The organism is Pseudomonas sp. TNT3 (genome assembly GCF_010095445.2).
In the GTDB taxonomy this organism is placed as follows: Bacteria; Pseudomonadota; Gammaproteobacteria; order Pseudomonadales; family Pseudomonadaceae; genus Aquipseudomonas.
In genome coordinates this window covers 15,641-38,141 of sequence record NZ_WFGV02000055.1, presented here as the reverse complement: position 1 = coordinate 38,141, position 22,501 = coordinate 15,641, and the positions used below count along the sequence as shown (strand labels likewise).

19 protein-coding genes are annotated in these 22,501 nt (G+C 59.7%); 8 read left to right on the top strand and 11 right to left on the bottom strand.

The window, feature by feature from the left end; genetic code table 11:
- On the bottom strand, positions 1-959 hold a 959-nt coding region (gene mreC, locus GBC55_RS24645; RefSeq protein WP_247266992.1), incomplete at its 3' end, for a rod shape-determining protein MreC.
- A 179-nt stretch (positions 960-1,138) separates the two neighbouring features.
- A complete protein-coding gene (gene mreB / locus GBC55_RS24640; RefSeq protein WP_002555108.1) occupies positions 1,139-2,176 on the bottom strand; it encodes a rod shape-determining protein MreB in 1,038 nt (345 codons plus the stop codon).
- Positions 2,177-2,386: 210 nt separating this feature from the next.
- Here mreB and gatC point away from each other — a divergent pair, with 210 nt between their 5' ends.
- From gatC to GBC55_RS24610, 6 genes are all read left to right on the top strand, one after another.
- On the top strand, positions 2,387-2,674 hold the full coding sequence (gatC, locus tag GBC55_RS24635) for an Asp-tRNA(Asn)/Glu-tRNA(Gln) amidotransferase subunit GatC (RefSeq protein WP_007901429.1): 288 nt from the start codon (positions 2,387-2,389) through the stop codon (positions 2,672-2,674).
- 16 nt (positions 2,675-2,690) lie between these two features.
- Positions 2,691-4,142, top strand: coding sequence for an Asp-tRNA(Asn)/Glu-tRNA(Gln) amidotransferase subunit GatA (gatA, locus tag GBC55_RS24630; protein WP_162440084.1), 1,452 nt, complete (start codon positions 2,691-2,693; stop codon positions 4,140-4,142).
- 10 nt (positions 4,143-4,152) lie between these two features.
- On the top strand, positions 4,153-5,598 hold the full coding sequence (gatB, locus tag GBC55_RS24625; protein WP_162440083.1) for an Asp-tRNA(Asn)/Glu-tRNA(Gln) amidotransferase subunit GatB: 1,446 nt from the start codon (positions 4,153-4,155) through the stop codon (positions 5,596-5,598).
- Positions 5,599-5,788: 190 nt separating this feature from the next.
- On the top strand, positions 5,789-6,163 hold the full coding sequence (locus tag GBC55_RS24620; RefSeq protein WP_162440082.1) for a septal ring lytic transglycosylase RlpA family protein: 375 nt from the start codon (positions 5,789-5,791) through the stop codon (positions 6,161-6,163).
- Positions 6,164-6,209: 46 nt separating this feature from the next.
- Positions 6,210-7,268 (top strand): calcium/sodium antiporter, encoded by a 1,059-nt coding sequence (locus tag GBC55_RS24615; RefSeq protein ID WP_162440081.1) that lies wholly within the window; start codon positions 6,210-6,212, stop codon positions 7,266-7,268.
- Positions 7,265-7,645 carry a carboxymuconolactone decarboxylase family protein gene (locus GBC55_RS24610; protein WP_162440080.1) on the top strand — a complete coding sequence of 127 codons (381 nt, stop codon included), beginning with the start codon at positions 7,265-7,267 and terminating at the stop codon, positions 7,643-7,645. Before GBC55_RS24615 ends, GBC55_RS24610 begins: the two co-directional genes overlap by 4 nt.
- A gap of 156 nt (positions 7,646-7,801) precedes the next feature.
- Here GBC55_RS24610 and GBC55_RS24605 read toward each other — a convergent pair whose 3' ends face one another.
- From GBC55_RS24605 to GBC55_RS24565, 9 genes are all read right to left on the bottom strand, one after another.
- A complete protein-coding gene (locus GBC55_RS24605; protein ID WP_162440079.1) occupies positions 7,802-8,743 on the bottom strand; it encodes an AEC family transporter in 942 nt (313 codons plus the stop codon).
- 199 nt (positions 8,744-8,942) lie between these two features.
- Positions 8,943-10,496: a galactarate dehydratase gene (gene garD / locus GBC55_RS24600; RefSeq protein WP_162440078.1), complete on the bottom strand. Its 1,554-nt coding sequence runs from the start codon at positions 10,494-10,496 to the stop codon at positions 8,943-8,945.
- An 11-nt stretch (positions 10,497-10,507) separates the two neighbouring features.
- Entirely contained in the window at positions 10,508-11,875 is a 1,368-nt protein-coding gene (locus GBC55_RS24595) for an MFS transporter (RefSeq protein ID WP_162440077.1), read from the bottom strand.
- 163 nt (positions 11,876-12,038) lie between these two features.
- Positions 12,039-13,484, bottom strand: a complete 1,446-nt coding sequence (locus tag GBC55_RS24590; protein WP_162440076.1) for an aldehyde dehydrogenase family protein — start codon at positions 13,482-13,484, stop codon at positions 12,039-12,041.
- Between the two features lie 59 nt (positions 13,485-13,543).
- The gene (gene kdgD, locus GBC55_RS24585; protein ID WP_162440075.1) at positions 13,544-14,455 is read right to left on the bottom strand and encodes a 5-dehydro-4-deoxyglucarate dehydratase; all 912 of its coding nucleotides are present in this window, start codon (positions 14,453-14,455) and stop codon (positions 13,544-13,546) included.
- 388 nt (positions 14,456-14,843) lie between these two features.
- Entirely contained in the window at positions 14,844-15,593 is a 750-nt protein-coding gene (locus GBC55_RS24580; RefSeq protein WP_178114336.1) for a FadR/GntR family transcriptional regulator, read from the bottom strand.
- A 247-nt stretch (positions 15,594-15,840) separates the two neighbouring features.
- The gene (locus tag GBC55_RS24575) at positions 15,841-17,568 is read right to left on the bottom strand and encodes an ABC transporter ATP-binding protein/permease (RefSeq protein ID WP_162440073.1); all 1,728 of its coding nucleotides are present in this window, start codon (positions 17,566-17,568) and stop codon (positions 15,841-15,843) included.
- 96 nt (positions 17,569-17,664) lie between these two features.
- Positions 17,665-18,231, bottom strand: coding sequence for a response regulator transcription factor (locus GBC55_RS24570; RefSeq protein WP_045061485.1), 567 nt, complete (start codon positions 18,229-18,231; stop codon positions 17,665-17,667).
- Positions 18,224-19,486 carry an ATP-binding protein gene (locus GBC55_RS24565; RefSeq protein WP_162440072.1) on the bottom strand — a complete coding sequence of 421 codons (1,263 nt, stop codon included), beginning with the start codon at positions 19,484-19,486 and terminating at the stop codon, positions 18,224-18,226. The genes GBC55_RS24570 and GBC55_RS24565 overlap by 8 nt, the downstream gene beginning before the upstream one ends.
- Positions 19,487-19,846: 360 nt before the next feature.
- Between GBC55_RS24565 and GBC55_RS24560 the strand changes: the two genes are divergently transcribed.
- Together GBC55_RS24560 and GBC55_RS24555 are read left to right on the top strand one after the other, a co-directional pair.
- Entirely contained in the window at positions 19,847-20,563 is a 717-nt protein-coding gene (locus tag GBC55_RS24560; RefSeq protein WP_162440071.1) for an SIMPL domain-containing protein, read from the top strand.
- 160 nt (positions 20,564-20,723) lie between these two features.
- Positions 20,724-22,325, top strand: coding sequence for an ABC transporter substrate-binding protein (locus tag GBC55_RS24555; RefSeq protein WP_162440085.1), 1,602 nt, complete (start codon positions 20,724-20,726; stop codon positions 22,323-22,325).
- The last annotated feature ends 176 nt before the right edge of the window (positions 22,326-22,501 follow it).

The window sequence follows — 22,501 nt, the reverse complement described above, 5'->3', positions numbered from 1 at the left end:
GTGGCCGGTGCGGCCGGTGTTGCGGCAGCCGGTGCTACAGGAGCGGCAGGAGCCGCCACCGCTGCAGGCACAATGGCCGGCTTCGATACGGTGGGAGGAATAACCGGGCCACCACCATACTGATCCAGCGCCTCCTGAGCCTGGGCGGCTTCATTGGCACGCTCTTCGGCCGTACGACCGTCGCTGAACACCAGCAGCAAGTAGCGGCTGCGATTCAACGCGGCAGTGGGTACGGCGCGAACAATGGCGAAGGGTTGACCGGAGTCGTGAATCACTTCCTTGACCGTCGCTACGGGATAACCCGCCGGGAAGCGCTGACCCAGGCCGGAGCTGACCAGCAGATCACCTTCCTTGATGTCGGCGGTGTCGGCCACGTGACGCAGTTCCAGGCGTTCCGGATTGCCGGTGCCGCTGGCAATCGCCCGCAGACCGTTACGGTTCACTTGCACCGGGATGCTGTGGGTGGTGTCGGTCAGCAGCAGGACGCGGGAGGTGTAGGGCATCAACTCAACCACCTGGCCCATCAGGCCACGGGCGTCGAGCACCGGCTGGCCGAGGACCACACCGTCGCGCTCACCTTTGTTGATGATGATGCGATGGGTGAAGGGGTTGGGGTCCATGCCGATCAACTCGGCAACTTCGACCTTTTCGTTGACCAATGCTGAGGAATTGAGCAACTCGCGCAGCCGAACGTTCTGCTCGGTGAGGGCGGCAAGCTTCTGCATGCGGCCCTGCAACAGCAGGTTTTCAGTCTTGAGTTTTTCGTTTTCGGCGACGAGTTCGGTCCGGCTGCCAAACTGGCTGGCCACACCCTGCCATAACCGCTGTGGCAGGTCGGTGATCCAGTAGGACTGCATCAGTACCAGCGACATTTGGCTACGCACTGGCTTGAACAGTGTGAAGCGGGCATCGACCACCATCAGCGCGACCGATAGCACGACCAGCACCAACAAGCGCACGCCCAGTGAAGGCCCTTTGGTGAAAAGCGGTTTAATAAGCCGCTCCTCCCAGGCAAATGTTTTCTTTATTCATACGGCATCAAACCGGCCTGGATGCAGACTGACAGAAGATAAACGCCAACAGGCAGCACTGCAAAGTGCTGCCTGCGCGCTCAACAGCATAGATGCATGCCAACGATTTACTCGCTGGAAAGCAGGTCCATGGTGTGTTTATCCATCATTTCCAATGCACGGCCACCGCCGCGAGCAACGCATGTCAGCGGGTCTTCGGCAACGATGACTGGCAGACCGGTTTCCTGGGCCAGCAACTTGTCGAGGTCACGCAGCAAGGCGCCACCACCGGTCAGCACCAGGCCACGCTCGGCGATATCGGAAGCCAGCTCCGGAGGCGATTGCTCCAGCGCGCTTTTCACAGCCTGAACGATGGTAGCCAGAGACTCTTGCAGAGCTTCCAGCACTTCATTCGAATTCAGGGTAAAGGCACGAGGAACGCCTTCTGCCAGGTTGCGACCGCGAACATCAACTTCGCGCACTTCGCCGCCCGGGTAGGCCGTACCGATTTCCTGCTTGATGCGCTCGGCGGTGGATTCGCCGATCAGGCTGCCGTAGTTGCGACGCACGTAAGTGATGATTGCTTCGTCGAAGCGGTCACCGCCAACTCGCACGGATTCAGCGTAAACCACACCGTTCAGGGAGATCAGTGCGATTTCGGTAGTACCACCACCGATGTCGACAACCATCGAACCGCGGGCTTCTTCAACCGGCAAGCCGGCACCGATCGCAGCGGCCATTGGCTCTTCGATCAGGAACACTTCACGAGCACCGGCACCCAGGGCCGATTCACGGATGGCGCGACGCTCAACCTGAGTGGATTTGCATGGAACGCAGATCAACACACGCGGGCTAGGCTGCAGAAAGCTGTTTTCGTGAACCTTGTTAATAAAGTATTGCAGCATCTTTTCGCAGACGCTGAAGTCGGCGATCACGCCGTCTTTCATCGGACGAATGGCAGCAATGTTGCCCGGCGTACGGCCGAGCATGCGCTTGGCCTCGGTGCCAACGGCAACGACACTTTTCTGGTTACCGTGTGTCCGAATGGCCACAACCGATGGCTCATTCAGGACGATTCCGCGCTCGCGCACGTAAATAAGGGTGTTGGCAGTGCCCAGGTCAATGGAGAGATCGCTGGAAAACATGCCACGCAGTTTCTTGAACATGGGGAAAGGACCCTAGGCAACGCGTGGGTAAAAAAGTGCGGCAAACTCTAACAACGACAGGGATTTTGGGCAAGGCGCCAATATGTTAAATTGGCCGCTTTTCTGTGCACCAACCCCCACAATCGCGGCCTTATGACCGTAGAAATGCGGTAGTGTTCCGACAATCTAACACACGGACGCCGTCCGTTCTGTTTTCCACTGGAGATTCCCATGGCGCTTGAACGCTCCGACGTGGAAAAAATCGCTCATCTGGCCTGCCTTGGCCTCAATGATGCCGATCTTCCACACATCACTTCGGCCCTGAACAGCATTCTCGGGCTTGTCGACGAAATGCAGGCGGTCAATACCGACGGTATCGAGCCGCTCGCCCACCCACTGGAAGCCAGCCAGCGCCTGCGTGCAGACGTCGTGACCGAGACCAATCACCGCGAGGCCTATCAGTCCATCGCACCAGCGGTCGAAAACGGCCTGTACCTGGTTCCGAAAGTCATCGACTAAAGGGAAAGAGCCTGCAATGCATCAATTGACTCTGGCCGAGATCGCCCGCGGACTCGCCGATAAAAAGTTTTCCTCCGAAGAGCTGACCAAAGTCCTGCTGGCGCGCATCGCCCAGCTCGATCCGCAGCTCAACAGCTTCATCAGCCTCACCGAAGACCTGGCGCTCCAGCAGGCGAAAGCCGCTGACGCACGCCGGGCCAATGGTGAGAGCGGCGCCCTGCTCGGCGCGCCGATCGCCCACAAAGACCTGTTCTGCACCCAGGGCATCCGCACCAGCTGCGGCTCGAAGATGCTCGATAACTTCAAGGCGCCGTACGACGCCACCGTCGTTGCGAAGCTCGCCGCCGCGGGCGCTGTGACCCTTGGCAAGACCAACATGGACGAATTCGCCATGGGTTCGGCCAACGAGTCCAGCTACTACGGCGCCGTGAAAAACCCGTGGAACCTGGAACACGTGCCCGGCGGCTCGTCCGGTGGTTCGGCAGCTGCCGTGGCCGCCCGTCTGCTACCGGCCGCCACCGCGACCGATACCGGCGGCTCCATTCGTCAGCCAGCCGCGTTCACCAACCTGACAGGCCTGAAACCGACGTACGGTCGTGTTTCGCGCTGGGGCATGATCGCTTATGCCTCCAGTCTCGATCAGGGCGGCCCGCTTGCCCGCACCGCCGAAGACTGCGCGATCCTGCTGCAAGGCATGGCGGGTTTTGACGCCAATGACTCCACCAGCATCGACGAGCCGGTGCCGGATTACAGCGCCAGCCTCAACGAATCGCTCAAAGGCCTGCGCATCGGCGTGCCGAAGGAATACTTCAGCGCCGGTCTCGATCCGCGCATCGCCGAGCTGATCCACAACAGCATCAAGGAGCTGGAAAAGCTCGGTGCCGTGATCAAGGAAATTAGCCTGCCGAACATGCAGCACGCGATCCCTGCGTACTACGTGATCGCCCCGGCAGAAGCGTCCTCCAACCTGTCGCGCTTTGATGGCGTGCGGTTTGGCCATCGCTGCGAAGATCCGAAGAACCTGGAAGACCTTTACAAACGCTCCCGCGGCGAAGGTTTCGGCCCGGAAGTTCAGCGCCGGATCATGGTCGGTGCCTACGCCCTGTCGGCCGGTTACTACGACGCTTACTACCTGAAGGCGCAAAAAATCCGCCGTCTGGTGAAGAACGACTTCATGGCGGCCTTCAATGAGGTTGACATCATCCTCGGCCCAACCACGCCGAACCCGGCCTGGAAGCTCGGCGCCAAGAACAGCGATCCGGTCGCTGCGTACCTGGAAGACGTCTACACCATCACTGCCAACCTTGCCGGTCTGCCGGGCTTGTCCATGCCAGCAGGTTTTGTCGACGGTCTGCCGGTCGGCGTGCAACTGCTCGCTCCGTATTTCCAGGAAGGTCGCCTGTTGAACGTTGCCCACCAGTATCAATTGAATACTGACTGGCACACCCGCACCCCAACCGGCTTCTGAGGAGAAACACATGCAATGGGAAGTCGTGATCGGGCTGGAGATTCACACCCAGCTCACCACCCGGTCGAAAATCTTTTCCGGTAGTTCCACCACGTTCGGTTCCGAGCCGAACACCCAGGCCAGCCTGGTTGACCTCGGCATGCCCGGCGTATTGCCGGTGCTGAACCAGGAAGCGGTGCGCATGGCCGTGATGTTCGGTCTGGCGATTGACGCCGAGATCGGCCAGCACAACGTGTTCGCCCGTAAAAACTACTTCTACCCGGACCTGCCCAAGGGCTACCAGATCAGCCAGATGGAATTGCCGATCGTTGGCAAGGGCCACCTGGACATCGCCCTGGAAGACGGCACGATCAAACGTGTCGGCGTGACCCGTGCGCACCTGGAAGAAGACGCCGGCAAAAGCCTGCACGAAGAATTCAACGGTGCCACCGGCATCGACCTGAACCGTGCCGGCACGCCACTGCTGGAAATCGTTTCCGAGCCGGACATGCGCAGCGCCAAGGAAGCGGTGGCTTACGTCAAGACCATCCACGCACTCGTGCGTTACCTGGGCATCTGCGACGGCAACATGGCCGAAGGCTCGCTGCGTTGCGACTGCAACGTGTCGATCCGTCCGAAGGGCCAGGTTGAATACGGCACCCGCTGCGAGATCAAGAACGTCAACTCGTTCCGCTTCATCGAGAAGGCGATCAACAGTGAAGTGCAGCGTCAGATCGAACTGATCGAAGACGGCGGCAAGGTGATCCAGCAGACCCGTCTGTACGATCCGAACAAGGACGAAACCCGTCCGATGCGCAGCAAAGAGGAAGCCAACGATTACCGTTACTTCCCCGATCCGGACCTGCTGCCGGTGGTGATCGAGAACTCGTTCCTCGACGAGGTGCGCGCCACCCTTCCGGAATTGCCACCGCAGAAACGCGAGCGCTTCCAGGAGCAGTTCGGTCTTTCGGTCTACGACGCCAGCGTTCTGTCCACCAGCCGCGAGCAAGCCGATTACTTCGAGAAGGTCGTGAGCATCGGCGGTGACGCCAAGCTCGCAGCGAACTGGGTGATGGTAGAGCTGGGCAGTTTGCTCAACAAACAGGGCCTGGACATCGATCAGTCGCCGGTTTCGGCCGAGCAACTGGGCGGCATGCTGCTGCGCATCAAGGACAACACCATCTCCGGCAAGATCGCCAAGGTGGTCTTTGAAGCGATGGCCAATGGTGAAGGCAGTGCGGACGAGATCATCGACAAGCGCGGCCTCAAGCAAGTGACCGACAGCGGCGCGATCTCTGCGGTGCTGGACGAAATGCTCGCGGCCAACGCCGAGCAGGTCGAGCAATACCGCGCGGCAGACGAAGCCAAGCGCGGCAAAATGTTCGGCTTCTTCGTCGGCCAGGCCATGAAAGCCTCCAAAGGCAAGGCCAACCCGCAACAGGTCAACGAACTGCTGAAAAGCAAGCTCGAAGGCTGATGAGAATGGAGCCAGATTCCAGGCCTGGCTCATTCCTCTGTGGCGAGGGAGCTTGCTCCCGTTCGGCCGCGAAGCGGTCGCAAAATCGGCTGATACATTCTTCCAGAAAGAATGCGGTTGCCGATTTGGGTCTGCTTCGCAGACCAGCGGGAGCAAGCTCCCTCGCCACATTTATTTTGGAAAACCTTGAATGAAGCGTCTACTTGGCGCCTGCGCCTTGCTCTCTCTTCTGGCCGGTTGTGCCAGCAACGACATCATTGATCCACACGGCTACGACAAGACCGGTACCGCCTCTTACTACGGCGCCAAACACCAAGGCAAACGCACCGCCAGTGGCGAGCGTTTCAACAAGAATTCCCTGACCGCCGCCCATCGCCAGTTACCCTTTGGCACGCGAGTGAAGGTCACCAACCTGAGTAACAACAAGTCCTGCGTGGTCCGTATCAACGATCGCGGGCCGCACACGCGTGGGCGCATTATCGACGTGTCGCACGAAGCGGCCGAGCGATTGGGCATGGTGCGCAGCGGCACTGCGCGGGTTCGTGTGCAAGCCCTCGACGACTGACGGAGCGCTGACTATTTTCGGACTTGCCGATTTACCCCTGAGCAGCGTGATTGAATTGCTCAGCGGCCTGTTTCTACTGATCGCCGGCGCCGAACTCATGGTTCGCGCCGCCGTGCGCCTGGCCGCACGCCTGCAAGTGCGACCTCTGATCATTGGTCTCACCATCGTCGCCCTCGGCAGCAGCGCGCCGCAAATGGCGGTCAGCTTGCAAGCCACCTTGGCGCAGAACGCCGATATCGCGGTCGGCAGCGTGATCGGCAGCAGTATTTTCAACATCCTGGTAACCCTTGGCCTGTCGGCGCTGATCATCCCGCTGCGGGTTTCCCGGCAACTGGTGCGGCTGGACATCCCGCTGATGATCGGCGCCAGCCTGTTGGTGTTCGTGCTCGCGTGGAATGAAGAACTGACCCGCGTCGACGGCATGGTGCTGCTGGCAGCCCTGGTGTTGTACCTGGCGTTGCTGCTGCGCCAGTCACGGCACTCGGCGCGCCCGCCATCTCACGACCCGACGCGCCATACGCCATGGATCAGCAGCCTGCTGATGATCGTCGCCGGGCTGGCAATGCTGGTGTACGCCGGCCACTTGCTGTTGGGCGCGGCGGTCGCGGTGGCCACGGATCTTGGGCTGTCGGAGCGAATCATCGGGCTGACGATCGTTGCAGTCAGCACCTCACTGCCGGAGCTGGCGACTTCCTTGATTGCCGCCTTGCGCGGCCAGCGGGAGATCGCCGTGGGTAACGTGATCGGCAGCAATCTGTTCAACCTTCTGGGTGTGCTTGGCGTCACCGCATTGGTCGCGCCGACGCCCTTGTCGGTATCGCCCAATGCCCTGGATTTCGACCTGCCCGTGATGCTCGGCGTCGCGGCGTTGTGCCTGCCCGTGTTCTATTCCGGGTATCGGGTGACGCGCGCCGAAGGCTTGCTGTTTTTGGGTTTGTACCTGGCTTACGGCCTGCATGTGGTGTCGTTCACTACCGGTATGCCGCTGGCTGGCAAGCTCGAACACCTGATGCTGTTTTTCGTCCTGCCGGCGCTGGTGGCGTTTTTGCTGTTCACGTCGCTGCGCGCCTGGCGTCGCCAACACCACAAAAAGGAATCGCCATGACCGACAATAAAAAACCCGGCGTTGAAGTCCGCCGCCAAGTAATGGGCGACGCTTTCGTCGACCGCGCGCTGGGCAATGCCACCGAGTTCAGCCAGCCGCTGCAGGATTTCGTCAACGAGCACGCCTGGGGTGCGGTCTGGAACCGTGAAGGCTTGCCACTGAAAACCCGCAGCCTGATCACCCTCGCCGCATTGACGTCGCTTAAGTGTCCGCAGGAATTGAAAGGCCACGTGCGCGGTGCGCTGAACAACGGCTGCACCGTGGAGGAGATTCGTGAAACGCTGCTGCATTGTGCGGTGTATGCCGGAGCGCCGGCGGCCATCGATGCGTTCCGGGCGGCGCAGGAAGTAATTGATACCTACCAGAAACCGGCGTAATAGCCTGGCTTTTGCAGTGACAGTGAGATCGCTATCGCGGGCAAGCCCGCTCCCACAGGGTTCTGCTTTGTTGCACACATTGCATGTACACCAAATACCTTTGTGGGAGCGGACTTGCCCGCGATGAGGCCCAGGAGAACACTGCAGCTCTCGAGGTTAAATCCACCCACCCCACTGCAACAAAAAGATCCCGAGATTGGTGGTGACCGCCGCCATCAGCGTAGTAATCACGATAATCGCCGCGGCCAGTTCATGATTACCATTGGCCGCCCGCGCCATGACAAAACTGGCTGCAGCGGTCGGGCTGCCGAAGTACAGAAACAGAATCCCCAACTCCGCCCCGCGAAATCCCCACAACCACGCACCTAGCGTCGCCAGCACCGGCAGGCCGATCATCTTCACCAGGCTTGAACTGAGCGCCATGTTTCCGCTTTTACGCAGTGATGCCAGCGACAGCGTGCCGCCGATGCAGATCAAGGCCAGCGGCAAGGTGGTTTGCGCAAGGTACTGACCGGACGTTTCCAGCCATCCCGGCAAGCCGATCTTGAAATACGCAAAGGGGGCCGCCGCAATCACACTGATGATCAGCGGATTGACCATCACGCTCTTGCAGATGCTCCAAGGGTCGGACTTGATCACCGGGCTGTACACCGCCAGCACAATGGTCGAAAGCGTGTTGTAAAACAGGATTACCAGCGCGGCGAGGATCGCCCCGAGGGAAATCCCGTAATCGCCGTACATGCTCGCTGCCAGCGCCAGCCCGATCACTCCATTGTTTCCGCGAAACGCGCCCTGGGTGTAAATCCCGCGATCCTCACGCGGGCACTTCAAGATCGCCCAGCCCCAGGCGATGGCGAAACACGCCAGGGTCGCGACCGAGAAATAGATCAGCAGCGCCGGCTGCAAAGCGGCGTGCAGGTCGGCATGCAAGATGCCCAGAAACAACAACGCCGGCATGGTGACGTTGAACACCAGAGCCGACGCGGTATGAATGAAGTTGTCGTTGATCCAGTCGATGCGCTTGAGCAGCACACCCAGAAACAGCATGGCAAACACCGGCGCGGTGATATTCAGGGTTTCGAGGAAGATTGCCAGCATGCCGGGGTATACCTTGGTGGGCGTCGTTAGGGGGCTAATGATAAGCCACCGAGGACATCGGCGTCTGGTAGATCAAGTGTTGGGAAACCTGTGGCGAGGGAGCTTGCTCCCGCTGGGTCGCGAAGCGGCCCTCCTCTTTTACCTAAAAAGAGAGGGACCGCTACGCAGTCCAGCGGGAGCGAGCTCCCTCGCCACAGGATCAGGTGATCGGCGCCGGGTTGAACAGGGTGATGTCGTTATGCAGCTTGTGCTTTTCAGCCCATGTCTGCTGCTTGCCACTGGCCACGTCCAGGTAGTAGTGGAACAACTCCCAGCCAAGGTCCTCGATCGACGCCCGCCCGGTTGCAATTCGCCCGGCATCGATGTCGATCAAATCCGGCCAGCGTTGCGCCAGTTCAGTCCGGGTCGACACTTTGACCACCGGCGCCATGGCCAACCCATACGGCGTGCCGCGTCCGGTGGTGAACACATGCAGGTTCATACCGGCCGCCAACTGCAACGTCCCGCAAACGAAATCGCTGGCGGGTGTCGCGCAGAAGATCAGGCCTTTGCGCTTGAAGCGTTCGCCCGGGCCGAGCACGCCATTGATCGCGCTGCTGCCGGATTTGACGATAGAGCCCAGTGACTTCTCGACAATGTTCGACAATCCGCCCTTCTTGTTCCCCGGCGTGGTATTGGCGCTGCGATCCGCTTCTCCCTTGGCCAGGTAACGGTCGTACCAATCCATTTCCCGCACCAGTTCCTGAGCCACCTCTTGAGTTTCCGCTCGGGAAGTCAGCAGATAAATCGCGTCGCGCACTTCGGTGACTTCGGAGAACATCACCGTCGCACCCGCACGCAGCAACAGGTCCGAGGCATAACCCAGCGCCGGGTTGGCAGTGATGCCGGAAAACGCATCGCTACCGCCGCACTGCATCCCCAGAATCAGCTCGGACGCCGGCACGGTTTCCCGGCGACGCTGATCGAGCTTTTTCAAACGCGTCTCGGCCAGCGCCATGATCTGCTCGATCATCTCGGTGAAACCGTGACTCGAATCCTGCAAGCGGTAAAGCCACGGATCGCTCAGATCCACGGAGCTGTCGTTCTCGTGCATCACCTGCCCGGCCTGCAATTTCTCGCAGCCCAGACTGATCACCAAGGCTTCGCCGCCCAGGTTCGGGTTACGCGCCAGATTGCGCACGGTGCGGATCGGGATGTAGGCGTCGGTGGCCGTAATTGCCACGCCGCAGCCGTAACTGTGGGTCAGCCCGACCACGTCATCGACGTTCGGATAAAGCGGCAGCAATTCATCCTTGATGCGCTTGACCGCATGGTCCAGCACCCCGGTGACACACTGAACAGTCGTGGTAATACCCAGAATATTGCGCGTGCCGACGGTGCCGTCCGCGTTGCGATAACCCTCGAACGTGAAGCCTTCCAGCGGTGCCTGCGCCGCCGGCACTTCGGTGGACAGCGGCAGGCTGTCCAGCGGCGGTGCGGTGGGCATGCGCAGTTGATCTTCCTTGACCCAGCTACCCCGAGGAATCGGCAACAGTGCATAACCGATGGTCTGCCCGTAACGAATCACCTGGCCGCCCTCGGGAATGTCTTCCAGAGTGACCTTATGGCTCTGTGGCACGAAGTCCACGGTGACCAGGCCGTCGGGAAATTCCGTGCCGGCCGGCACGCCCTGGTCATTGACCACGATCACGACGTTGTCCCGCTCGTGCAGGCGGATGTAGCGCGGCGAGTCGGAATGTTCAATCAACTGCATGACGCCGCTCCTCAGGAATGCGCTTGAGACAATTTGTTGTGTGTTTCAGGTCCGCTGACTGGCGGCTCTTTGAGCACCACACGCTTGATCGGGCCGACGATCACCAGGTAGCTGAACACCGCGACCAGGGCGTTGCAACCGACAAACACCAGCGCCCATTTGAACGATCCGGTGGAGCTGATGATGTAGCCGATGACTATCGGGGTGGTGATCGACGCGATGTTGCCGAAGGTGTTGAACAAGCCACCGCTGAGACCGGCGATCTGTTTGGGCGAGGTGTCAGACACCACGGCCCAGCCCAGCGCACCCACGCCTTTACCGAAGAACGCCAGCGCCATGAAGCCGACAACCATCCATTCGACGTCAACGTAGTTGCAGGCCACGATGCTGCTCGAAACCAGCAAGCCAGCGATGATTGGCGCCTTGCGGGCGAAGGTCAGGGAGTGGCCTTTGCGCAGCAGGTAGTCGGAAATCACCCCGCCGAGCACGCCACCGATGAAGCCGCAGATGGCTGGCAACGAGGCAATGAAACCGGCCTTGAGAATGGTCATGCCACGCTCCTGCACCAGGTACACCGGGAACCAGGTCAGGAAGAAGTAGGTGATGCCGTTGATGCAGTACTGGCCCAGATACACGCCGAGCATCATGCGGTTTGTCAGCAGCTGACGGATGTAGTCCCATTTCGGGCCGTCGACTTTTTTGCCTTTGCCCTTGTCCTGGTCCATGTCGACCATGCCGCCGTTGTCGGCGATGTGCTTGAACTCGGCTTCGTTGATCATCGGGTGTTGGCGCGGGCTGTGGATAACCTTCAGCCAGATACCCGAGAAGATGATGCCGATCACGCCCATGACGATAAACACGTGCTCCCAGCCGAAGGAGTAAACGATCCAGCCCATCAGCGGTGCGAACAGCACAGTGGCGAAATATTGCGCCGAGTTGAAGATCGCCGAGGCGGTGCCGCGTTCAGCGGTCGGGAACCAGGCCGCGACGATGCGCGCGTTACCGGGGAAGGACGGCGCTTCGGCCAGGCCCACCAGGAAGCGCAGCATGAACAGCGCAACGATCGCCGTGGACATGCCGAATTCACCGACGTAGCCCTGTAGCACCGTGAACAGCGACCAGGTGAAAATGCTCAGTGCATACACTTTTTTCGAGCCGAAACGGTCCAGCAGCCAGCCACCGGGGATTTGCCCGGCCACGTAGGCCCAACCGAATGCGGAGAAGATATAACCGAGTGTGACCGCGTCGATGCCGAGGTCTTTTTGCAGGCTGGAGCCCGCGATGGCGATAGTAGCCCGGTCGGCGTAGTTGATCGTGGTCACCAGGAAAAGCATGAGCAAAATCAAATAGCGGACATGGGTTGGCTTGGTCGCTTGCATGTAGATGTACTCCCACTGATTATTTTTATGCGCGGGTGAATCTTTGGTTCTTGTAGGAGTGAGCCTGCTCGCGATGGAGGTCAACGATGACGCGGGGCATCAAGTTTACCGCCGCGACCTCAAGACCATCGCGAGCAGGCTCGCTCCTACAGGGGTAATGCGTTTACGAGCCGATGTAGCTGGTCTTCACGACCGTGTAGAACTCTTGTGCGTAGCGACCTTGCTCGCGGGATCCATAGGATGAACCTTTACGCCCACCGAACGGAACGTGGTAATCCACGCCTGCCGTCGGAAGGTTGACCATCACCATCCCGGCCTGGGAGTGGCGCTTGAAGTGGTTGGCGTACTTCAGCGACGTGGTGGCGATGCCCGCCGACAGACCGAATTCGGTGTCGTTGGCCATGGCCAGTGCAGCCTCGTAGTCCGCGACGCGAACGATGTTGGCCACCGGGCCGAAGATCTCTTCGCGGCTGATACGCATCGCGGCTTCACTGTCGGCAAACAGCGTGGGCGCGAGGTAATAGCCTTCGGTTTCGCAAGTCACCAAACCACCACCGCTGACCAGACGTGCACCTTCGGACTGGCCGATGTCGATGTACTTCAAATCCTGTTCAAGCTGAGCCTGCGAAACCACCGGACCAATGTCGGTACCGGTTTTCAGCGCGTGACCGACCTTGATCGATTTCATGCGCTCGGCCATGGCTTCAACGAACTGGTCGTGAATACCAGCAGTGACAATGAAGCGGCTCGATGCGGTGCAACGCTGGCCGGTCGAGTAGAACGCGCTCTGTACCGACAGTTCGACCGCTTGCTTGAGGTCGGCATCGTCGAGAATGATCTGCGGGTTCTTGCCACCCATTTCCAGCTGAACCTTGGCCTGGCGCGACACGCAGCTGACGGCGATCTGACGGCCGACACCCACGGAACCGGTGAAGCTGATGCCGTCGACTTTCGGGCTCTGCACCAGCGCATCACCGACCACACGACCGCTGCCCATCACCAGGTTGAACACGCCGGCCGGGAAGCCTGCGCGGGAGATGATTTCAGCCAGCGCCCAGGCGCAACCCGGTACCAGGTCCGCCGGTTTCAGCACGACGCAGTTACCGTAAGCCAGGGCCGGGGCGATTTTCCACGCAGGGATCGCAATCGGGAAGTTCCACGGGGTGATCAGACCGACCACGCCCAGGGCTTCGCGAGTCACTTCAACGTTGACGCCCGGACGCACCGACGGCAAATAGTCGCCGGACAGGCGCAGGCATTCACCGGCGAAAAATTTGAAAATGTTGCCGGCACGAGTCACTTCACCGATGGCTTCAGGCAGGGTCTTGCCCTCCTCCCGAGCCAACAAGGTGCCGAGCTCTTCACGACGGGCGAGGATCTCGCTGCCGACTTTATCCAGGGAATCGTGACGGGCCTGAATACCCGAAGTGGACCAGGCCGGAAACGCTGCACGGGCGGCGTCGATGGCGGCATGGACTTGAGCCAGGTCAGCTTTGGCGTAGTCGCCAATGGTGTCGGTCAGTTCGGACGGGTTGATGTTGGCGGAATAATCGCCACCGGCAACCCATTCGCCGTTGATGTAGTTATCGAAACGCTTTGCATCTGCCACTGTTCTATCTCCTCACGCAAAAGGCCGCTGATTACTCAGCGGCCTTGCTTAGTCGGTTGTTATTGCGCGCCCTGCTTGTCGATCAGTGCGGCCAGCGCTTCGTACTCTTCTGGCAGCAGATCGGTCAGCGGTGCACGCACAGGACCTGCGTCGTAACCGACAATTTTTGCCCCGGCCTTGACGATGCTCACCGCGTAGCCGGCTTTGCGGTTACGGATGTCCAGGTAGGGCAGGAAGAAGTCGTCGATGATCTTGCCAACGGTGGCGTGATCTTCGCAGGCGATGGCGTGGTAGAAATCCATCGCGGTTTTCGGGATGAAATTGAACACCGCCGAGGAGTAGACCGGCACACCCAGCGCCTTGTAGGCAGCGGCGTAGACTTCGGCGGTCGGCAAACCGCCCAGGTAGCTGAAGCGATCACCGAGGCGGCGACGGATCGACACCATCAACTCGATATCACCCAGACCATCTTTGTAGCCGATCAGGTTCGGGCAGCGCTCGGCCAGACGTTCCAGCAGCGGAGCGGTCAGGCGGCACACGTTGCGGTTGTAGACCACGACGCCAATTTTGACCGATTTGCACACGGCTTCAACGTGGGCGGCAACGCCGTCCTGGCTGGCTTCAGTGAGGTAGTGCGGCAGCAGCAACAGGCCTTTGGCGCCCAGACGCTCGGCTTCCTGTGCGTATTCGATGGCTTGACGGGTCGAACCCCCAACACCGGCCAGAATCGGTACGCTGGTTTCGCAGGTATCGACGGCGGTCTTGATGATTTCCGAATACTCGCTGGCCGCCAGAGAGAAGAACTCACCGGTGCCGCCTGCGGCGAACAGAGCCGAGGCGCCGTATGGGGCCAGCCATTCGAGACGCTTGATGTAGCCAGCGCGATGGAAATCGCCCTGGGCATTGAAATCGGTTACCGGGAAAGACAGCAGGCCGGAGGAGAGGATGGACTTCAGTTCTTGTGGATTCATTATTCGAACACCCTGAGTAGCGACGTCTAAGTTGTTGGGAAAACCGTTCAGTCTTCGCCGAGTTGTAGGTCATCGTACAACTTAAAATGTAATCGTCAACTGCATTTCATCGCTGCAGGGTGAAAATTGTTCGACAAAAAAGGCTACGACTTAGATTTTTAGCCGGTTTCGGCGCAGAGAGGACCGGTCCGAGCGACGTAATAAAAGATCGTTTCAGAGATACGTTGTCGGAAGATGTGGAATGACTGCAGGTTTTAGTTTATGGCTTATGGCCCTATCGCGAGCAGGCTCGCTCCTACAGGGATCTTCAGTGTGGCGAGATCTACTGTAGGAGCGAGCCTGTTCGCGATAGCGGTAATTCAGACGATGAATGACACGGACAGATTACCTATCCGCGCTGCGCCTCAGCCTCTTCATGCGCATGGCGCAGCCGCTCACGGCTATTGGTCAGGTGCAGACGCATCGCTGCCCGCGCCGCATCGGAATCCTGGCGGGCAATTGCGTCGTAGATTTCTTCGTGTTCACGACTCAACCGGCTCATGTAGTGCTGCTGGTCGTCATGGGCCAACCGCGCGGAGTTGAGGCGTGTTCGCGGAATGATGCTGGTGCCCAGGTGCGTCATGATGTCGGTGAAGTAGCGGTTGCCGGTGGACAGGGCGATCTCGAGGTGAAAGGCGAAATCCGAGGCCACCGCGTCACTGGCGTGGGATGCACTTTCGTTAAGCGCATCGAGGGCGGCACGCATGGTTGCCAGTTGCTCGGGGCTGCGACGTTGTGCAGCGAGGCCGGCGGATTCCACCTCGAGGCTGATGCGCAGTTCGAGAATCGCCAGCACGTCACGCAAGGTCACCACGGTTGCCGGGTCGATGCGGAAACCGCTCGGGCTCGGTGTGTCCAGCACGAAGGTGCCGATGCCGTGGCGGGTTTCCACCTGCCCTGCTGCCTGCAAACGGGAAATCGCTTCGCGCACCACGGTGCGGCTGACGCCATGGGCATCCATGATCGCCGACTCGGTGGGCAATTTGTCGCCACGCTTGAGGTGCCCGTCGCGGATCTGCTCGGACAGCACCGTCACCAGTTCCTGTGCGAGGCTGCGGCGCTTGCGAGGGAGGCGTGGTGCGTCGATCGGATTTTCCATGGTGTGCATCGGTCTCGAAAATTTCGGCTGAAACCGCATCATAGCTCAACGCGGTTGTACGATCACCTAGCCCCTTTGGGAGCAACTGTGGTGAGGGGATTTATCCCCGTTCGGCGGCGAAGCCGTCGCAGAACCGCTGCCCTCGGTGTAACTGATACACCGAGGAAGCTGATTTGCGACGGCTTCGCCGCCGAACGGGGATAAATCCCCTCGCCACAAGATCCACCCAAAGGCAGGGCGGAGGAATTTACGCCGTTACGGGCTGTTCATTGAGGTGCCCATTTTCGATACGCACATGCCGTGGGTGGAAGCGCTTCAGGCTGCTGCGATGCCCGACGCTGACGATGCTCAGGCCCGGTATCTCGTCAATCAACGCCTGATGCATCGACGCTTCGTCCTCTTCGTCCATTGCCGACGTCGCTTCGTCCATATAGAGCCACTGCGGCGCGTAGAGCAGCGCTCGGGCAAATGCCAGGCGTTGCTGTTCACCCGGAGACAGCATGCGCTGCCAGTGATTGGCTTCATCCAGACGGGAAATCAGATGCGGCAAACGACAGACTTCCAGCACGTGTGCGTAACGCTCATCCGGATAGGTATCACCCGTCTGTGGATAACTGAGCGCTTCACGCAGGGTGCCAATCGGCAGATAGGGTTTTTGCGGCAGGAACAGATAGCGCGCCGTTGGCAGACGAATGCTGCCATGGCCCGCTGGCCACAAATGCCCCATCGCTCGCAGCAACGTCGATTTACCACTGCCGGAGCGGCCGCTGATCATCACGCGGTCACCCTCTTCCACTGTCATATCGGCGCTGGTCAGCAGATGACGGCCGTCAGCGAGATCGAGGCCAAGGTTGTGCACTTTCAACACCGAGCCCGCGTTCTGCACATCGATCGCCGGTGGGCGCTGCTCGTTGTCAGTCATGGCCTGGCGGAAGCTCAACAGACGATCACAGGTCGCGCGCCAGGAGGCGAGGCTTTGATACGCGTTGATAAACCAGCTGAAACTCTCTTGCACGTTGCCAAACGCCGAGCTGATCTGCATCAGCTCACCGAGTTCGATCTTGCCGGCGAAGTAACGCGGCGCGGCCACCATGAAGGGAAAGATGATCGCCGCCTGGCTGTAACCGGCCGTGAAGAACGTCAGGCGCTTGGACACCTTCATGATGTCCCAGAAGTTGTGCCAGACCATCCCGAAGCGGTGGCTCAGGCGACGATTCTCGTTGGGCTCGCCGTTGTAGAGCGCGATACTCTCCGCATTTTCGCGCACTCGCACCATGGAGAAGCGAAGGTCGGCTTCGAAGCGTTGTTGGTTGTTGTTCAGGCCGATCAAGCGGCGACCGATCAAGTGCGTCAGCCAGCTGCCGATCACGGCGTAGACCAGCACACACCAGAACATATAGCCGGGAATGGTGAAGCCATAGACTTCAATACTGCCCGACACGCCCCACAGAATGATCGAAAACGACACCAGACTGACGACGTTACGCAGCAAACCAATGCCCAGTTCCAGGGTGTTGGAGGTGAAGTTGTTGAGGTCTTCGGAAATTCGCTGGTCCGGGTTATCGGTGTAACCGCCCTGCTCCAGGTGGTAGTAATTTTTGTTGCCGAGCCAGCGGGCAAAATGCTTTTCGGTCAGCCAGGCCCGCCAGCGGATGGTCAGCATCTGCGTCAGGTATAGCCGGTAAACCGCGCCAACAATCGCCACTGCCGCAATCGCGCAGAAATACAGAATCAGCTGCCAGAACGCGGCTTCATCCTTCTTTTGCAGGGCGTTGTAAAAATCCTTGTACCAGGTGTTGAACCACACCGAGATCCCCACGCTGATTAGCGACAGCGCAATCACCGCGATCAGCAGCGTCCAGGCTTTGACCTTCTCTTCACTGTGCCAATAAGGCGTGATCATTGCCCAGACTTTGCGAAAAAACTGCCCGTGCACGGCATCGTTGACCGCGGAATATTCAGCGTTCTGATTCATGGAAAAGGCTCATTGGAGAAAAGAACACACACGAACCGATCATAGATGATCAGCTCGTGTTGTAACGCGGTGTGACAACAATTGTTCAGCACCGGTTCAGCGGCGGACCGGACGCTTCTGCAATTTGCGCTGCAGCGTGCGACGGTGCATGCCCAGGGCGCGGGCAGTGGCGGAGATGTTGCCTTCGTGTTCGGTCAGTACGCGCTGGATGTGTTCCCACTGCAGGCGATCCACCGACATCGGGTTTTCCGGCACCAGCGTGTCGAGGTCGGCGTGCTCGGAGAGCAATGCGGCCAGTACGTCATCGGCGTCCGCCGGTTTGCACAGGTAGTTGCAGGCGCCGCGCTTGATCGCCTCGACAGCGGTGGCGATGCTCGAGTAACCGGTGAGGATCACCACGCGCATTTCCGGGTCCAGTTCAAGCAGCTTGGGCAGCAACACCAGGCCGGAGTCGCCGTCCATTTTCAGGTCCAGCGCCGCGTAATCCGGCAGATCAGCCTGAGCGATGGTCAGGCCTTCTTCGGCGGAACCGGCGGTGCTGACGCGAAAGCCACGGCGAGCCATGGCACGGGCCATGACGCGGGTGAAGGTTGCGTCGTCGTCAACCAATAGCAAATGCGGCAGTTCTTCGCCTTCACCTTCGACTTGGATATCGTCACTCATGTTCGTCTCCTCGGGCGACACGGGGCAGGCGCAGCTCGGTGAGCGTGCCACCTTCCTCATGACTGTAGAGTTTCACTGAGCCGCCAGCGCGTGTCACGCTGGCCTTGCTCAAAAACAGGCCCAGGCCGAAACCTTTGCCCTTGGTGGTAAAAAACGGTTTGCCGATCTGTTCGGCAATGGCCAGCGGCACACCGGCACCGTGGTCACGGATGCTGATGGTCAGATCTTCGGCATTCCAGTCCAGCGTGACTTGCAACCCTTCTGGGCAAGCGTCGGCAGCGTTGTTCAGCAAATTCAGCAGCGCTTGAGTCAGGTCGGGTGGCGGCGCCATGCGCGGCACCGCTCCTTGCCCCAGGCGCTGGAAGCGATAGCTGGCTTCAGGGCGCATCAGGTGCCAGCGGTTCAGGGCTTCGTCCAGCCAGTCGGTGACGTCCTGCATTTCCACCGCCAGGCGCCGATTGGCTTCCGCCGCCCGAACAAGCTGCTGCAAGGTGTCCTTGCACGCCTTGACCTGATCCTGCAGCACCTTCAGGTCGTCCTGCAGCATCGGGTCCGGATGATCCTGCTGCATTTCCTTGAGCAGCACGCTCATGGTCGCCAACGGTGTGCCCAGCTCATGGGCGGCGCCGGCGGCCTGGGTCGCGACAGCCAGCAACTGCTGATCGCGCAAACCCTCTTCGCGCCGAATCGCGCGCAACTCTTCCTGACGACGCAGCTCTTCGGCCATCCGCGCGGCGAAGAAGGTAATCACCGCCGCCGCCAGGGCGAAGCTCAGCCACATGCCATAGACCTGCAGGTTTTCCCGGGCGATGGGGAAGGTTTGCAGCGGATAGAAACGCGCCAGCAACAGGGTGTACATCGTCAACGCTATACCCGACAGAATCACCGAATAGCGCCATGGCAAGGTCACGGCGGCGATGGTCAGCGGAACGAGGTAATACGAGACGAACGGGTTGGTCGAGCCACCGGAGAAATACAGCAGCGCACTGTGGATAAACAGGTCGCAGGCCAGTTGCACGGCATATTCGAGCTCGGTCACCGGCCACGAAGTGCGCAGGCGAATGGCCGTGAATGCACACAGCAGCATCGAGCAGCCGAGGGTGGCGGCCAGTTGAAACCAGGGCAGCGGCAGCAAGTCAAGCCAGTAAGCCAAACCAACGGAGCCGGCCTGGGCAGCCAGCACCAAAGTGCGGATGAACGTCAGACGCCAGAGGTTCTGGCGAGTCGCGGAAGTAATTTGGACGGGGGCGAGCATGAGCTCTCCTGATGAGCGCTCCAGGCGGATCGCCGGGAGTATAACCAAGCGTAGGGCCTGACAGGCAAAAGTGCGGCAAACGGCCACATGCTTGTTGGGCACTGCACAACCCTTGTAGCAGCTGCCGAAGGCTGCGTTCGGCTGAGAAGCAGACGCATATCCGGTATGCGCGGTTTTCCTGATGACCGCAGCGCCGGTTTTAGCGACTGCTTCGCAGTCGAACGCAGCCTTCGCTGCTACAGGGGATCGCGTCGATCTGTATTGAAGTTGTAACTGTGCGAACCGGATCAATAAAGCTAGAGTCTGATGGTTTCACGCAGGCTCGGACCTTAACCCCTGCGCACCGTCCAAGGAGTTTTCATGCACACTTTTCGCCGCAGCGCCGCCCTCCTCGCCCTGACCGTTGGCACCGTCGCCAGCCTTCCGGCCCTGGCCGCCGATGAGCTCCATTACAACCAGATTTCCCTGCGCGCCGAAGTCAGTCAGGAAGTGGCACGCGACCTGATGATCGTGACCCTCTATACCGAAGATCAAAACACCGATCCGGCCAAGCTCGCCGCCGACGTCAGCACCACCATGAACAAGGCGCTGGCCCAGGCCAAACAAGTCAAAGACATCACGCTGCGCCAGGGCAGCCGCAACAGCTACCCGATCTACGACACCAAGGGCCAGAAAATCACCGGCTGGCGCGAACGTGCCGAACTGCGCCTGGAAAGCTCGGATTTCGCCGCCCTGTCGAAACTGACGGGCGAGCTGCTGACCGACCTGAAAATGGGTGGCATGGACTTCGCCATCGCGACGCCAACCCGCAAGGCCAGCGAAGACGCATTGCTTAAAGAAGCCGTGACCGCTTTCAAGGCCCGTGCGCAACTGGCCACGGATGCCCTGGGTGGCAAGGGCTATAAAATCGTTAACCTGAACCTCAACAGCAACGGTTATCCACAACCGTACATGCGCGGCCCGATGATGATGAAAGCAGCCAGCATGGATGCCGCCCCAGTGACCCCGGAAGTCGAGGCCGGCACCAGCCAGGTCAGCATGACGGCGGATGGGTCTATAGAAGTGTTGATGCCTTAACCCGCGTTGCCCCCCCTATAGGAGCTGCCGGAGGCTGCTCCTACAGGGAGATCGATGTATGCCGTTATTGAGGGTCGTCCTCAAAAACAGGTATTTCCTCGAATCCCACCAACAACGCTACCCTGAGGAAAACATCGCTGCCCACATCCTCGGGGACTCCATGGAAAGAACCACCGTCAAACCGCTGTTACTCGCTCTCGCCTTAGCCTCCACCGCCCCGTTCGCCCAGGCAGCCACAACACTGGTCTACTGCTCCGAAGCGAGCCCCGCCGGATTCGATCCCAGTCAATACACCAGCGGCACCGACTTCGACGCCTCGGCTGAAACCGTCTTCAACCGCCTCACCCAATTCAAGCGCGGCGGCACGGAAATCGAACCCGGCCTTGCCACAAGCTGGGACGTATCCACGGACGGCCTCACCTACACTTTCCACCTGCGCGACGGTGTGAAATTCCACACCACGGAATATTTCACCCCCACCCGCGACTTCAACGCCGACGATGTGTTGTTCACCTTCCAGCGCCTGCTCGACCCCCAAAATGCGTTCCGCAAAGCCTACCCCGCCGAATCGCCCTACTTCACCGACATGGGCCTGAACACGACGATAAAAAGCGTCGATAAAATCGACGATCACACCGTGCGATTCAGCCTGAACAATGTCGATGCCGCATTCGTGCAAAACCTGGCCATGAGTTTCGCCTCGGTGCAATCGGCCGAATATGCTGCGCAATTACTCAAAGAAAACAAGGCCGCCGATCTCAACCAGAAGCCCATCGGCACGGGCCCTTTTGTATTCAAGCGCTATCAGAAAGACTCGCAGATCCGCTACACCGCCAACCGGTCGTACTGGAAGCCCGAAGACGTGAAGCTCGACAACCTGGTCTTCTCGATCACCCCGGACGCGGCCGTGCGCTTGCAGAAGCTCAAGGCCGGTGAGTGCCAGGTCAGCGGCTACCCACGCCCGGCCGATATCGACGTCATGGAAAAAGATCCGAATCTGCGGGTGCTCAAGCAAGCAGGTTTCAACCTCGGGTTCCTGGCCTACAACGTGACGCATCCGCCGCTGGATCAACTCAAGGTTCGCCAGGCTCTGGACATGGCCATCGACAAACCGGCGATCATCAAAGCGGTTTACCAAAGCGCAGGACAACTGGCGCAGAACGCCCTGCCACCGGCGCAATGGTCGTATGACCCTGGGATCAAGGACGCGCCCCACGATCCGGCCAAGGCCAAAGCGCTACTCAAAGAAGCAGGGGTTGCACCCGGTACCACTATTAATTTGTGGGCCATGACCGTGCAGCGCGCATCGAATCCCAACGCGCGGATGTCGGCGCAGATGATCCAGCAGGATTGGGAAAAAGTCGGGATAAAAGCCAACATCGTCAGCTATGAGTGGGGCGAATACATCAAGCGCGCCAAAAATGGCGAACATGACGCGATGATCTACGGCTGGACCGGCGACAACGGTGATCCGGATAACTGGCTCGGCGTGCTTTACAGCTGTGCGGCGGTGAAAGGCAGCAACTATGCTAAATGGTGCGACCCGGCCTACGACAAACTCGTGCAGCAGGCCAAGGTCTCCACCGACAAGCAGCAACGGATCAAACTGTACCAACAGGCACGGCTAATCCTTAAACAACAAGTACCTATCACGCCGATCGCCAACTCGACCGTTTTCCAGCCACTGCGCAAGGAAGTGACCGACTTCAGGATCAGTCCTTTTGGACTGACGCCCTTCTACGGAGTGGGTATAAATAAGTAACACCCGCGCCAACCGGGTGCATCCGCTCTCATGGTTGCACCCGTCAGGTGCGCGATCTGCACCGAAAAAAACCGGCGCAAACGGTCAAATGCGCGTGAATTTATACATATGCGACATTAAGGTACGTTCGTGCCACTGTTTAAGGCTTGTAGCCACCCAGCATCTTGCAATGGGTA

Coding starts and splice junctions, on each gene's coding strand:
- GBC55_RS24605 (WP_162440079.1), bottom strand. CDS start 8,743: ATGCTGGCAATCTTCCTCGAAACCCTGAATATCACCGCGCCGGTGTTT.
- GBC55_RS24610 (WP_162440080.1), top strand. CDS start 7,265: ATGACCGACAATAAAAAACCCGGCGTTGAAGTCCGCCGCCAAGTAATG.
- gatC (WP_007901429.1), top strand. CDS start 2,387: ATGGCGCTTGAACGCTCCGACGTGGAAAAAATCGCTCATCTGGCCTGC.
- GBC55_RS24570 (WP_045061485.1), bottom strand. CDS start 18,231: ATGAGTGACGATATCCAAGTCGAAGGTGAAGGCGAAGAACTGCCGCAT.
- kdgD (WP_162440075.1), bottom strand. CDS start 14,455: ATGAATCCACAAGAACTGAAGTCCATCCTCTCCTCCGGCCTGCTGTCT.
- gatA (WP_162440084.1), top strand. CDS start 2,691: ATGCATCAATTGACTCTGGCCGAGATCGCCCGCGGACTCGCCGATAAA.
- GBC55_RS24560 (WP_162440071.1), top strand. CDS start 19,847: ATGCACACTTTTCGCCGCAGCGCCGCCCTCCTCGCCCTGACCGTTGGC.
- GBC55_RS24620 (WP_162440082.1), top strand. CDS start 5,789: ATGAAGCGTCTACTTGGCGCCTGCGCCTTGCTCTCTCTTCTGGCCGGT.
- GBC55_RS24565 (WP_162440072.1), bottom strand. CDS start 19,486: ATGCTCGCCCCCGTCCAAATTACTTCCGCGACTCGCCAGAACCTCTGG.
- GBC55_RS24595 (WP_162440077.1), bottom strand. CDS start 11,875: ATGCAAGCGACCAAGCCAACCCATGTCCGCTATTTGATTTTGCTCATG.
- gatB (WP_162440083.1), top strand. CDS start 4,153: ATGCAATGGGAAGTCGTGATCGGGCTGGAGATTCACACCCAGCTCACC.
- GBC55_RS24580 (WP_178114336.1), bottom strand. CDS start 15,593: ATGGAAAATCCGATCGACGCACCACGCCTCCCTCGCAAGCGCCGCAGC.
- mreB (WP_002555108.1), bottom strand. CDS start 2,176: ATGTTCAAGAAACTGCGTGGCATGTTTTCCAGCGATCTCTCCATTGAC.
- garD (WP_162440078.1), bottom strand. CDS start 10,496: ATGCAGTTGATTGAACATTCCGACTCGCCGCGCTACATCCGCCTGCAC.
- GBC55_RS24555 (WP_162440085.1), top strand. CDS start 20,724: ATGGAAAGAACCACCGTCAAACCGCTGTTACTCGCTCTCGCCTTAGCC.
- GBC55_RS24575 (WP_162440073.1), bottom strand. CDS start 17,568: ATGAATCAGAACGCTGAATATTCCGCGGTCAACGATGCCGTGCACGGG.